The organism is Gracilibacillus dipsosauri (assembly GCF_003176895.1).
Classification (GTDB): domain Bacteria; phylum Bacillota; class Bacilli; order Bacillales; family Amphibacillaceae; genus Gracilibacillus; species Gracilibacillus dipsosauri.
The window spans coordinates 756,377-770,159 of the sequence record NZ_QGTD01000008.1; the positions used below are offsets into that span (position 1 = coordinate 756,377).

Below are 13,783 nucleotides of genomic sequence, written 5' to 3' on the forward strand. Positions count from 1 at the left end.
CACTACTTTATTGATTTTTTGAATCATGGAATTTTTTTAAGATGCCTTCTTTAGAAAACAAGTTGCGAACAGTATCACTTGGTTTTGCACCTTTTGTCATCCAATCAAGGGCTTTTTCTTCATCTAATTTTACTTCAACCGGATTCGCTACCGGATTATATGTTCCAATTTGCTCGATAATACGTCCATCACGTGGTGAACGAGAATCAGCAACTACAACACGATAAAATGGATTTCTTTTTGAACCCATACGTTTAAGACGAATTTTTACTGCCATTTCTTACACCTCCAAATAAATGTTTCACACAAGATAGAATTGTAACAGATTTTAAGTTGCCTGTAAAGTGTTTTTGCCTTACATACTAAAAATAAAATTGCTCCTCTATTTTAGAGGAAAGGGAACTGAAAACCTTTTGATTTTTTTCCCTTTTTGCCTTTCTTTCCTTGTTGCATATTGGTCATTTGCTTCATCATTTTCTTCATTTCGTCAAATTGTTTTATGAGACGGTTAACCTCCGAAACAGATCGACCAGATCCTCGTGCAATCCGCTTTCTTCTGCTTGCATTAAGGAGACTGGGATCCTGACGTTCTTGTGCTGTCATAGATTGAATAATAGCTTCTACATGCGCAATTTGTTTTTCGTCAAATTCAACATTTTTTAAGCCTTTCATCTTATTAGCACCAGGGATCATGTCTAGAAGATCCTCTAATGGTCCCATGTTACGAACCTGACCCATCTGTTCCAGAAAATCATCAAACGTAAAGGAGGCAGATCGCATTTTTTCCTCAAGTTCTTTCGCACGCTTTTCGTCTACATTATCTTGAGCCTTCTCAATTAAGGAAAGAACATCCCCCATGCCTAGAATTCTTGATGCCATTCTCTCTGGATGGAAGACCTCTAATTGATCTAGTTTCTCGCCCATCCCTGCAAATTTTATCGGTTTGTCTGTAACTGCTTTTATCGATAATGCGGCCCCACCACGTGTATCTCCATCTAGTTTTGTTAAGACGACTCCGGATACATCTAATTGTTCGTTAAAGCTCTCAGCAACGTTCACCGCATCCTGGCCAGTCATGGCATCCACCACAAGAAAGATTTCGTCTGGGCTCACATTATTCTTAATCTGAATTAATTCATCCATTAAATCTCCATCAATATGCAAGCGACCTGCTGTATCGATTAAAACATAATCTAAATGTTCTTCCTTGGCTTTTTCCAGCGCCTCATTCGCAATATCGACAGGGTTTGCATCCGTTCCAGCAGAATAAACAGGCATATCTAATTGCTTTCCAAGTGTTTCTAGTTGGTCGATCGCAGCAGGTCTGTAAACATCTGCTGCCACAAGCAATGGTTTCCGATTATATTTTTTTCGTAATAGATTAGCTAGCTTACCAGTTGTCGTTGTTTTACCAGCACCTTGCAAACCAACCATCATAATAACCGTTGGCGGACGATCTGCCGCTGCTATTCTACTTTCTTCTCCACCCATTAATGCTGTTAACTCTTCTTTTACAATCTTAATGACTTGTTGCCCTGGTGTAAGGCTCTCCATTACCTCTTGTCCTACTGCTCGTTCTTTAATATTTTTGATGAAGTCCTTGACCACTTTAAAGTTTACGTCTGCTTCCAATAGGGCAAGACGAACTTCTCGTGTCATTTCCTTAACATCCTGTTCTGTAACTTTACCTTTACCTTTAATTTTTTGAATGGTATTCTGTAGGCGGTCGGCTAAACCTTCAAATGCCATAATGTACGCCTCCTATTCAATTTCTAACATTTGATCAAAAACTTTCTCTAGCTGATCAAATTGTTTGGCTTGTAATAATTGTTTCGCTTCCTCTAATAATGATTGTCGATTTTGAAATTTTTCGTATAAGCCTAATTTTCGCTCATACTGTTCAAGCATTTGCTCCGTTCTACGAATATTATCATAGATCGCTTGTCTAGAGACATCAAAGGTTTCTGAAATCTCGCCAAGCGACAAGTCTTCCAAATAATACATTTCCATATAGCTTTGTTGTTTGGGAGTTAATAACTCCTGATAAAAATCGTATAAAGCATTAATCCTGGTCGTTTTATCTAGCATGAAAGGACACCTCGTTAAGTGAATTTCCTTTACAATTTAGTCTAAGCTTGATCGAATACACCTGTCAAATGTTATTCCTCATCATCCACCATATCAGCAAACAATCCATATACAAACGCTTGAGGGTCAAATGTCTGAAGATCTGTTACCTTTTCACCTAATCCAACAAGTTTTACTGGTGTGCCAAGTTCATTCCGTATCGCTAACACAATACCTCCTTTTGCCGTACCGTCTAGTTTCGTTAAGACAATACCAGATACATCCGTTGCTTCAGAGAAAGTTTTTGCTTGACTTAGGGCATTCTGACCAGTAGTTGCATCAAGAACAAGTAACACTTCATGAGGTGCATTTGGTACTTCACGTTCGATGACTCGTTTCACTTTAGACAATTCATTCATTAGGTTCACTTTGTTTTGTAGCCTACCTGCCGTATCACACAATAAAACATCTGCATTACGAGATTTGGCTGCTTGGATGCCATCATAGATTACAGCAGCAGGGTCACTACCTTCACTATGTTTGATTACCTCTACATCGACTCTTTTACCCCATTCACTCAATTGTTCAATGGCGCCTGCACGGAAGGTATCTCCTGCCGTCAATAGAACTTGTTTACCTTCAGATTTAAGCTGATGCGCAAGTTTACCAATCGTCGTTGTTTTACCAACACCATTTACTCCAACAAATAAGATAACCGTTAATGCATCATCTTGAAGATTTAACCCAACAGATTCTTCATTATCATCACCATAATAAATTTCTACTAGCTTTTCTGAAATAACATTTTTCACTTCATGAGAATCACTGATGTTTCTTCTTTTCACTTCCATTTTCAGATCATCAATTAGATCCATAACAGTGGAGACGCCAACATCAGCAGCGATTAACACTTCTTCTAAATCCTCAAAAAAATCTTCATCTACTTTACGATATTTCGCTACTAAATCATTAATTTTCTCGGAAAAGGACTTTCTAGTTTTACTTAATCCTTCTTTATATTTATCCGATACTTCTTCCTTCGATTGATTGGATTGAAATTTATCTTTTAATTTTTTTAGAAAACTCACAACCAAACCTCCTAAATTATGCTTCTAACAGCTCCGGTGCTTCTTCTAATTTTACGGAAACTAGTCTAGAAACACCAGATTCTTGCATGGTAACTCCATATAATACATCTGCTTCTTCCATCGTTCCTTTTCGGTGTGTTATGACGATAAATTGAGTATCCTCACTAAAATATTTTAAATATTGGGCAAAACGCGTGACATTTGCTTCATCCAATGCTGCTTCTACTTCATCAAGAATACAGAATGGTACAGGACGTACGCGCAATATGGCAAATAAAAGGGCAATAGCAGTTAAAGCACGTTCGCCTCCAGATAACAAGCCTAGATGCTGTAATTTCTTTCCTGGTGGTTGGGCAATAATATCTACACCTGTTGATAAAAGCTCTGTGGGGTCAGTGAGCTTCAATTCAGCTTCTCCTCCACCAAATAATTTTTTAAACACAATCTGAAATTCTTCCTTTATTTGAGAAAAAGTCTCTTCGAAGCGTCTTGTCATTTCCTCATCCATTTCTGCGATCACTTCATACAATGTTCGCTTGGCTTCAATTAAGTCATCTTGTTGTTGGGTTAGAAATTCATGTCTCTCCTTAATTCGATCATACTCATCGATGGCTCCAAGATTTATCGTACCTAATTCTTCGATTGATCGCTTGATAAGCTTAACCTGTTGCTTCGCTTCCTCAAGGTTATCTGGTTTGGAATAGGTTGCTCTTGCCTTCTCAAAAGTGATGCTATACTCGTTTTCAAGAAAATGTAATCGATGATCCAGGTCGGCATCAAGTCGTGTTATGTTCATTTCATGTGCTTGGATCTCGGTTGCTAGCTTATGCTCTTCCTCCCTCAATTTATTCACTTCAAGCTCTAATGATTGAATGTCTTGATTAATCGTAGCACGTTCTTCTCTCATTTGTGCAATTTCTTGTTGTTTGTCCTCTTTCATCTGTTTCTTTAATACAATTTGTTCATCCATTTCTTCTTCTGTTTGCTGGTTATTTCGGAGCTCGTATAATTGATTTAATTGTTGCTTTCGTTCATTACACTCCTCCGTTAATTCAGAAACCTCTAATTGATTAAGAGTCACTTTTTCTTGCTGGTTAGTAATTTGTGTTTTTAGTTCAGCCTCTCTTACTCGAAGCTTTTGGAGCTTTTCTTTTAATGAGTCCTCTTTTTCTGCATAGCTTTCACGTTGTTCTTGTAACTTATTAATCTCCTCATCTATTTCAGATAACTCTTTTTTGAGTTTTTCAAGGTTCTGATCGATTTCATTTGCTCGTTTGGTCAGTTCTTTTTGATCCTCTTCTTGTTGTAATTTATCCTGATCGTAGATGGAGAGTCGCTGATTCAGGTGATCAAGAGAAAGCTTGCTTTCTTGAAGTTTCGCCACATGCTTTTGGTAGTCTTCCTCTATTCCTTCTAATTCCTGTTTTGTTTGCTCGAGCTTTTGTTCGAGACCTTGGACCTTTTCCTTTTGTTCTTTTAACTTCGATTCAAAATCTTGTACTCGAAATTGGTAGGAACTGAATTTCTTGACAATGTTTTTAAGTTCTCGATCTCTCGTGAAGAGCGATTGGTTCGTTTTTTTCTTCGCACCGCCTGACATCGAACCACCTGGGTTTACGACATCCCCTTCTAGTGTGACAATCCGATATCTTCTGTTCGTTTTTCTTGCGAAGTCGTTGGCGTCCTTAAGTGTTTTTGCAATAATCACATTACCTAGTAATGCACGTAAGATATTCTCATATTGCTTATCATAGTCTATCAATTCACTTGCAATACCGACAAATCCTTGTTCCTCTTTAATAGCTTGAAGTAAATTCATCGGTATTGACTTTGGCTGCATCGAGCTTATCGGTAAAAAAGTAGCTCGACCAGCATTTGATTTCTTTAACCATTCGATTACTTTCCGGGCAACCTTTTCATCATCTACTACAATGTGCTGTGCTTGTGCTCCAAGTGCTGTCTCCATTGCATCAATTAAATATTCCTCAAACTCGATCAGCTCTGGAATTGCCCCATGAACACCGTGAAACAGTTTGTTTTCCCTTGCTTTTAGTACTTCCTTCACACCTGCATAGAAACCTTGGAAATCCTCCTTCAGATCCTCAAGCAATTCTTTTTTCGATTTTAAGTTTTCCAGCATTTGATAACCTTTATAAAGTTTTTGCTGCATATCTGCTAACAAATTGTTCTCGACTTTTAAGTCATGATTATATTTCTCTATGTTTGTTCTGTAATGCTCTATTTTTTGCTGCTTGTCTTGACAGATTGGTTCAAGCTGTAGGACCTCTTTAGAAAGCTCTTCTCTTTCTTCTAGCAAGTCATTCCATTTATCAGATTGTAAAGACCTTTTTCCTTCCATTCTATCTAATTGCTGCTTAATTGAGTTCTTTTCATTTCGTTTTGCTGCTTGTTGATTTAATAGTTCAATATAATCACTTTTAAGGGATTCAATTTTATCCTCTAAATCGGTTTTCCCGAGTGTTAGTTGTTCGTTCGTTACAGCTAATTCCTGTGAATTCTCGTTCTTCTGATCCTTGTATTCTTTTAGCTTTTCTCGATCTTGGGCAAGTAATTTTTCTGTCTCTATTATTTTTTCTGTATATTTTTGAATTTCCGTTTCTAGCTTTTGTTTATTCTCATGAAAGTGTTGAAGCCTTTCCTTATATATTTTTTTGTTTCCTTCAAGACTTTCTACTGCTTGTGTTACTTCCAATAGGACTTCCTGCAATGATTGAATTTTATCATCGATCTGTTGCACGGTATCTTTTTTCTCAGCTAGCATCGTTGTTTTTTCATTGACTACTTGTTTTTTTTCATCCTGAAAACCTGTTGTATTAGCTAAATCTTTTTTGGTAGCTTCAAACTGCTCATGAAGGGTTTCAATTTCTTTCACTAAAACGCCTACTTCATGCTCTGTTAGTCTTTTCTTATGCTCTAGATATTCTTTCGCAATAGAGGCTTGTTCTTCAAGAGGCTCTAGTTGACCGCTTATTTCATAGACAATGTCCTCTACACGATTCAAATTTTCTTGAGTTTCAGCAAGCTTATATTCTGCTTGTTTTTTCCGATTCTTATATTTTAATACACCAGCAGCCTCTTCAAAAATCACTCGACGTTCTTCGGACTTCGAACTGAGAATCTCTTCGACCTTTCCTTGACTTATAATGGAAAAGGCCTCTCTACCTAGTCCAGAATCCATAAAAAGCTCGGTAATATCCTTTAATCGACAAGCTTGTTTGTTCATTAAAAATTCACTTTCCCCTGAACGATAAACTCGCCTTGTTACACTAACCTCTTCATAATCAACCGGTAAGCGTTTGTCAGAATTATCCAGTACCAAAGTGACCTCAGCAACATTTAATGGCTTTCGCGTATCACTTCCTTGGAAAATAATATCTTCCATCTTCGATCCTCTTAATGATTTAGCAGATTGCTCTCCTAATACCCATCTAATCGCATCTGTAATATTACTTTTGCCACTTCCGTTCGGCCCTACAACTGCCGTCACACCAGGAACAAAGTCAACTCGTACTCTTTCAGCAAAAGATTTAAAACCCATTGTATCCAATTGTTTTAAAAACATATTAAAAACTCCTATAGGTTAATCCTAATTATCATGATGTATCTTACAATTTTTATGATAACTATTTGCATTTCAACTAATTTATTTTATCATAAAGAGAGAAACGTGAGAAGAAAGAATAAGTAGGAGTTGATAAAGATTGAGTTTAGAAAACAAAACGGAAGCAAATTTTGAAGCAATGATAGTTGAAATGAGTGAAAAGCTTCAAGTCGTCAATCGTTCGATAATGGATCCAAAGGACTATGATATCGCCTATTATGAGGAGCTTAAATCATTGTATGATTATCTGATGCAAAAAGGAAAACTGTCCGTTGCCGAAACACATGCATTTATCGATGAATTAAGCCAATATCGCAAATAGTTAGGTAAGGGAAAAGGTGCAGCCACGTAGTTTTATTTCTGGCTGCACCTTTGTCTTATGGTTTTGTTTTATCAAGTGCTTGTTTCGCTGCTCGTTGTTCTGCTTCTTTTTTCGTTCTTCCTAGTCCTTTTCCGGCTATACGTCCATTGATGGTTACGACGGCATAAAACTCACGATCATGAGCAGGACCTTTCTCATCGACAATCTCATATTCCACTTGTTTGTTTTTGTGTTGTTGCACGGTTTCTTGTAACTGACTTTTATAATCCATCGTATGCGAAAAAGCACCGGTCGTAATTTTCGGATAAACATGCTTTTTTAAAAATGTAATAACTGTTTCATAACCTTGATCTAGATAGAGAGCACCTATAAAAGCTTCGAATACATCCGCTAAAAGAGCAGGTCTGTTTCTGCCTCCAGTCATTTCCTCTCCCTTACCTAATAATACAAAATCGTTAAAATGTAAGGATTCAGCAAATTTTACGAGTGCAGGCTCACAAACGATCGAAGCTCTTAATTTCGTAAGATCTCCCTCTTCCATTTCCTGGTATTGTTTAAATAAATATTGTGAGACTCCTAGCTCTAATACTGCATCCCCTAAGAATTCAAGTCGTTCATTATCCGAAAGTTTTTTCTTCCTATGCTCATTCACATATGATGAATGGGTAAATGCTTGTTGTAGCAATTTTTCATCATGAAAAGAGATGCCTAATTGCTGTTGGAGTGTTGCAAAATCATTCAATATACTCACCTACCGATATAAAATAAACTGAAGCTTATGGTGGAAGGACTAATGTACTTCCCATTATAAAAACGTTTACAGAATTAATTACGTGTTTAAATTGATTTTAGACTAATTGTACTGTGATTGATACTAATGTAAGGTGTGAGAAAAGCCTTACTTGAAATGTAAGGCTCTTTCTCCTTATTGATTGCTGTTTATGTAATTTACAGCATCACCTACTGTAGCGATTTTTTCAGCATCTTCATCAGCAATTTCCATATCAAATTCATCTTCTAATTCCATTACAAGCTCTACCACATCTAAGGAATCAGCCTCTAAATCATCTTTGAATGAAGCTTCTAGTGTCACTTTATCTTCATCCACATCTAAATGATCGACAACAATTTGTTTTACTTTTTCAAACGTATCTGCCATTTTACCAGTCACCTCCTTTCAAAGAATTAAGCCATAACAAGCGGAAGTTTCCACTTTAACAACAACCTCGCTATATTACATTACCATACCACCATCGACTTGAATAGTCTGTCCTGTAATGTACTTCGACTGTTCGGATGCTAAAAATAAAGCGACATTTGCAATATCTTCTGCCTTCCCAAGTTTTTGAAGTGGTATTAAAGCAAGAGTATTTTCTTTTTGTTCTTCTGTTAACTGATCTGTCATGTCTGTTTCAATAAAACCTGGTGCAATCGCATTAACGAGAATATTCCTTGCAGCGAGCTCTTTGGCTGAAGTTTTGGTTAGGCCAATTACTCCAGCTTTTGCTGACACATAATTAGCTTGTCCTGGGTTACCGCTAATTGCAACAACAGAAGAAACATTAATAATACGTCCACTTTTTTGTTTCATCATTTGCCTTGTTACAGCTTTTGTGCAAAGGAAGACTCCTTTTAAATTGGTATCAATTACATCGTCAAAATCGGTCTCACTCATTCTCATCAATAAATTGTCACGGGTTATCCCTGCATTATTGACAAGAATATCTAAGCTACCAAAAGTTTGCACAACTTCTTTAATCATTGCTTTTACTTCGTCTTCACGGCTTACATTTGCTTTAATTTTAATCGCTTCTCCACCTAATGACTGAATTTCGTCGACAACGGATTGCGCTTTTTCTTCATTTCCGGCAAAATTTATGGCAACCTTCGCACCGTTTTTTGCGTAGCTTAATGCAATTGCACGTCCAATGCCTCGAGAAGCTCCTGTAATCAATGCCACCTTATTTGCTAACATTACCCTTCCTCCTTTACCCAATCGATCAATTCCTGTAGTGACGGAACATCTTGAACTGTAAATACTTTTGCTCTACGATTGACCTTTTTCACAAGGCCAGTAAGTACTTTTCCATTGCCTATCTCCACAATCGCGTCTACTTCCTCTTGTAAAAGCTGCTCAATAATTTCCTCAAATCGAACAGGAGAATATAATTGTTCCACTAATAATTGTTGAATTTCTTGATGATCTGTCACTTTGTCTGCTGTTACATTGGCAAATACCGGTATTGTCGTATTTTTCCACGCAATTTTCTCTACTTCATTATGGAAATCTGCGGCAGCAGGCTTCATTAAACTAGAATGGAATGGGCCACTTACCGATAATGGTAAAACTCTTTTTGCCCCTGCTTCTTTCAATGCATGTACGGAGAGATCCACCGCTGCTTTCGTGCCCGAAATAACAATTTGTCCTGGACAATTTAAATTAGCAATTTCGATCACCTCATTATGCTCGGATCGAATGGTTTCTAAAGTATTTTCTAGTTCTTCTTTTTCAAGGCCTAACACTGCAGCCATCGCCCCTTGACCAGCAGGAAAAGCACTCTCCATTAGCCTTCCACGTATATGGACAAGCTCAAGTGCATCTTTGTAATCTATTGCTTCAGCAGCAACTAGTGCACTATATTCACCAAGACTATGGCCTGTTGTTAGTACAGGTCTAATATCTTGTTTTTTTAGAAGTTCTGTAATGGCAGTACTTACTAATAATAGTGCAGGCTGTGCATTTTCAGTCTGTGTTAATTTCTCTTCAGGTCCTTGAAACATAATCGATGATAGCTCATAACCTAAACGGTTATTTGCTTGTTCAAATATAGTTTTTACTTCATCAAACTTCTCATACAACTCTTGACCCATGCCTACAGATTGTGAACCTTGGCCTGGATAGATAAACGCTAGTTTTTTCATTTATGATTCCTCCCCGTGGCTACTACTAGGTAGCATGTTGACCTCTGTCTGAATCTTTTTCACTACATCGGTTTCCACTATAGTTATGGCTTGTTGAATGGCTGAAAAGATAGCTTGTTGATTGGAAGAACCATGTGCCTTAATGACAGGTGCTTTTAAACCAAACAATCCTGCACCGCCATATTCGGAATAATCGAGTTGATTTTTCAATCCCTTTAATTCATTTTTTGCTAACAATGCTGCTATTTTTGTTTTAGGATTGGTCATAAACTTTTCTTTTAGCATTTTGAAAAGAGTTAGTGCGGTTCCTTCGATTGTTTTTAATGCTACATTGCCACTAAAACCATCTGTAACCACTACATCTGCTACACCATCCAAGAGATCACGCGCTTCAACATTTCCAATAAAGTGAATAGGAGAGTTCTCTAATAATTCAAACGCCTTTTTGGTTAGATCACTACCTTTTCCATTTTCGGTACCTACATTTAGTAGTCCAACACGAGGTTGCTTAATTTTGCGTACCTTTTCCATGTAAATAGAACCGATAATACCATATTGCCTTAGGTGCTGTGGTTTTGCATCCACATTCGCACCAACATCAAGCATTAAAAAGCCATTACCATTGATTGTTGGAAGTGTTGGACTAAGGGCAGGTCGATCAATTCCTTTAATTCGTCCAATAACAAATAAACCTGCACTCATTAAGGCGCCCGTATTTCCTGCAGAGATACAAGCATCTGCTCGACCTTCCTTTACCTCATTTGCCATTAGTACAAGGGAAGCATTTTTTTTCCGTCTTACTGCTTTTACAGGCTCATCGTCATTCGTAATTCTTTCCTCTGTATGAATAATTTGAATAGAAGGGTGATTAGAAACATATTGGCGGATTTTATTCTCATCACCAATTAAGGTTATGTTAAGCTCTTTAAAGTGATCAACAGCTTTTTTTACTCCTAAAACAATCTCTTTTGGTGCATGATCTCCACCCATTGCATCAATTGCGATTCTCATGTTTATTCCCTTCCTTTTCCTGATTGGATCTGAACATCTCGAAAACACCTGAAAAAACTATTTCATTATCTACAAAGCTTTCCACTTTTACAATCGTTCTTTTCATTTTTTCTTTATCCTTGATCGTTGCTTTCGCGATGACTCGTTCCCCTTGGATAACCTGTCTCGTAAATTTAATATCAGCATTTGTGGTAAGTGCTAATTCATCATTTATGACGGCAACTGCTAGCGAGTTAGCTTGTGCGAACAAATGATGACCCCGGGCAATCTTATTTCTAGAAAATACGTGCTCCTCTGTGATATCTAAAATCGAAATAGCTCTTTGATCTAATTCTAAATCAATGATTTCACCAATAACCTCATCAATTGGTAATGCCTTTACTGTCTCATTCCAATTAGAGGTTGCAACGGATTTTATTCTAGCTCGAAGTTCAGGGATTCCCAGCTCCATCCTATCTAAACGAATGGTCTGAATACTAACTTGAAATAGTTGCGCAAGTGCTTCATCCGTTATAAATGGCCTTCCCTCAATCGTCTCCTGCAAGAGTTCTTGCCGCTCTTTTTTTGATCGCCTCATTTTCTTATCCACCGTCCATCTATATGTCATAAAATCTATTTTTATGACTAGGTACTAATAGTAATATATAATACCATATGGAATTATGCAAGCAAATGTCATTACTAATTTAACAAATCTGACTCCAACGTAAAATGAGATTGAACATAGCTTTTTAATGGTTGAAAATCTGGTTCATTCCATCGTTTATTTTGTACTATATCTGTTGCATCATTTCTTGCTGTTTCTAGTGCACGATAATCATGAACCAAATCTGCTAAACGAAATTCAGGAACCCCACTTTGTTTCACTCCAAATATATCCCCAGGTCCTCGCAATTCTAAATCCTTTTCTGCTAACTCAAATCCATCAGTGGTTTCCGTCATAATTCGCATTCTCTCTTTACCTGTATCTCCTTTAGGATCTGCTACTAGGATACAATAGCTTTGTTTATGCCCACGGCCAACACGCCCTCTTAACTGGTGTAATTGCGATAGTCCAAATCGGTCTGCATCATGAATCATCATAACGGTCGCATTGGGTACATTTACCCCTACTTCTACCACTGTTGTGGATACGAGAATCTGAATGCGATTATGAGTAAAATCATTCATTACCTGCTCTTTTTCTTCATTGCTTAACCGTCCATGCATTAACCCAACAGATGCCTTCTGATCCAATATTTCTTTTAATTGGACATATAGATCAAGCGCATTTTGTATATCGAGCTTATCGGATTCTTCAATTAATGGACAGACCACATATGCCTGTGCACCTTTTTTTACCTCATTATAAATAAAGGAAAGTACCCGGTTTAGCATATTGTGTTTGACCCAGTATGTTTCTACTGGTAGTCTTCCTTTTGGCATCTCATCAATTTTAGAAACGTCCATATCTCCAAAAGCCGTGATGGATAGGGTTCTCGGAATTGGGGTTGCTGTCATAAACAGAATATCTGTTAGTAGCCCTTTATCTTTGAGTGCATTTCGTTGATTAACACCAAAGCGGTGTTGCTCGTCAATAATGACATAACCTAGATCATGAAATTGAATATCATCTTGTATTAAAGCATGTGTACCAATGATGACATCACAAGCTCCATTTGAAAGTTTTGCTTGTATTTCCTTTCTTTTTTTGCCTTTAATGGAGCCTGTAAGTCGTTCTATGTTTACATCCTTTGGTAAAAAATCTATTAATGATTGTTCATGTTGCTCTGCTAAAATTTCTGTCGGAACCATAAATGCCACCTGCTTTCCAGCAGTGATTGTAGCATAGAGACTAATAATAGCGATCGCAGTTTTTCCAGAACCAACATCTCCCTGTAACAGTCGATTCATACGATATGGGGATTTCAAATCATGAAGAATTTCCTTTAAACTGCGGGTTTGTGCATTGGTTAACGGAAAAGGTAATGTATGAATAAATTGCTCCACCTTGTCTCGATCAATTGTTTTGGCATTACCTAATGTCGACTCTTTATGCTTCTTCCTTAGCAATTGCATTTTTAGCTGAAATATTAATAATTCTTCATAAATAAATCTTCTCTTGGCATGCTTCAATAATTTGAAGTTTTCTGGAAAATGAATCGTTCTTAATGCGGTTTGCCGATCAGGTAAACGATAATTTGCTAAAAATTCTTCCGGTAATAGTTCATCTATTTCTTGAATGGATTGCTCTAATGCGTTGCTCATCACTTTTACAATTTGAGCATTTTTCAAGTTTCCCTTTAGTGGATATATGGGCGAAATGGGGCTTTGTTCGTCCATTGTTCCCTTTTTATATTGGTCAATTGTAATTTGTAACCGATGCTGATCCCATTTTCCGCTAACTGTTACGGTTTCCCCTACGACAAAATGCTTTTTAGCGAATGCCCGGTTAAACAAAACACCTTTGACAACTGCACCATCTACTTTTATCGATACTACAAGCCTTGATTTTTTTTTCTGATAAAACTGTAATACCGGCTCTAGGATAACTTGTCCAACAATGGTTACCTTTTCTTCATGCTGTAATTCATGCAATGGCTTCATTTCGTAATGGTCATAGCGGTTTGGGAAATAATAAAATAAATCCTCAATAGATGAGATCCTTAATTCTAGGAATTGCTCTAACATTTTAGGTCCTATTCCTTTTATATCTTGTAATGATGGATTAGCCAATTCTCTCACACTTTCTTTTGTTCACATCTGCCAACA

13 protein-coding genes are annotated in these 13,783 nt (G+C 37.2%); 1 reads left to right on the forward strand and 12 read right to left on the reverse strand.

Going from position 1 to position 13,783, the window contains the following annotated elements; translation table 11 throughout:
• Positions 1-7: 7 nt before the first annotated feature.
• The 5 genes from rpsP to smc all read right to left on the reverse strand — a co-directional run bounded on the left by rpsP (position 8) and on the right by smc (position 6,738).
• Positions 8-277: a 30S ribosomal protein S16 gene (gene rpsP / locus DLJ74_RS10800; RefSeq protein ID WP_054859514.1), complete on the reverse strand. Its 270-nt coding sequence runs from the start codon at positions 275-277 to the stop codon at positions 8-10.
• Between the two features lie 110 nt (positions 278-387).
• Complete coding sequence (gene ffh, locus DLJ74_RS10805; protein WP_109984449.1) at positions 388-1,749, reverse strand: signal recognition particle protein; 1,362 nt, start codon at positions 1,747-1,749, stop codon at positions 388-390.
• A 12-nt stretch (positions 1,750-1,761) separates the two neighbouring features.
• A complete protein-coding gene (locus tag DLJ74_RS10810; protein WP_054787580.1) occupies positions 1,762-2,088 on the reverse strand; it encodes a putative DNA-binding protein in 327 nt (108 codons plus the stop codon).
• Positions 2,089-2,159: 71 nt separating this feature from the next.
• Positions 2,160-3,155, reverse strand: a complete 996-nt coding sequence (gene ftsY / locus DLJ74_RS10815; protein WP_054859515.1) for a signal recognition particle-docking protein FtsY — start codon at positions 3,153-3,155, stop codon at positions 2,160-2,162.
• 16 nt (positions 3,156-3,171) lie between these two features.
• Entirely contained in the window at positions 3,172-6,738 is a 3,567-nt protein-coding gene (gene smc / locus DLJ74_RS10820) for a chromosome segregation protein SMC (RefSeq protein ID WP_109984450.1), read from the reverse strand.
• Positions 6,739-6,877: 139 nt separating this feature from the next.
• Between smc and DLJ74_RS10825 the strand changes: the two genes are divergently transcribed.
• Positions 6,878-7,099 (forward strand): DUF1128 family protein, encoded by a 222-nt coding sequence (locus DLJ74_RS10825; protein WP_054787581.1) that lies wholly within the window; start codon positions 6,878-6,880, stop codon positions 7,097-7,099.
• A gap of 55 nt (positions 7,100-7,154) precedes the next feature.
• On the opposite strand, the gene rnc is transcribed toward DLJ74_RS10825, so the two are convergent.
• From rnc to recG, 7 genes are all read right to left on the reverse strand, one after another.
• Positions 7,155-7,841, reverse strand: a complete 687-nt coding sequence (rnc, locus tag DLJ74_RS10830) for a ribonuclease III (RefSeq protein ID WP_109984451.1) — start codon at positions 7,839-7,841, stop codon at positions 7,155-7,157.
• A 183-nt stretch (positions 7,842-8,024) separates the two neighbouring features.
• On the reverse strand, positions 8,025-8,258 hold the full coding sequence (acpP, locus tag DLJ74_RS10835; protein WP_054787582.1) for an acyl carrier protein: 234 nt from the start codon (positions 8,256-8,258) through the stop codon (positions 8,025-8,027).
• A 75-nt stretch (positions 8,259-8,333) separates the two neighbouring features.
• Positions 8,334-9,074 carry a 3-oxoacyl-[acyl-carrier-protein] reductase gene (fabG, locus tag DLJ74_RS10840; protein WP_054859517.1) on the reverse strand — a complete coding sequence of 247 codons (741 nt, stop codon included), beginning with the start codon at positions 9,072-9,074 and terminating at the stop codon, positions 8,334-8,336.
• Positions 9,074-10,021, reverse strand: a complete 948-nt coding sequence (fabD, locus tag DLJ74_RS10845; RefSeq protein ID WP_109984452.1) for an ACP S-malonyltransferase — start codon at positions 10,019-10,021, stop codon at positions 9,074-9,076. Before fabD ends, fabG begins: the two co-directional genes overlap by 1 nt.
• Positions 10,022-11,032, reverse strand: a complete 1,011-nt coding sequence (gene plsX / locus DLJ74_RS10850; RefSeq protein ID WP_109984453.1) for a phosphate acyltransferase PlsX — start codon at positions 11,030-11,032, stop codon at positions 10,022-10,024.
• Complete coding sequence (gene fapR, locus DLJ74_RS10855; protein ID WP_109984454.1) at positions 11,016-11,609, reverse strand: transcription factor FapR; 594 nt, start codon at positions 11,607-11,609, stop codon at positions 11,016-11,018. Before fapR ends, plsX begins: the two co-directional genes overlap by 17 nt.
• 104 nt (positions 11,610-11,713) lie before the next feature.
• Positions 11,714-13,747, reverse strand: coding sequence for an ATP-dependent DNA helicase RecG (gene recG, locus DLJ74_RS10860; protein ID WP_109984455.1), 2,034 nt, complete (start codon positions 13,745-13,747; stop codon positions 11,714-11,716).
• Positions 13,748-13,783 lie beyond the last annotated feature (36 nt).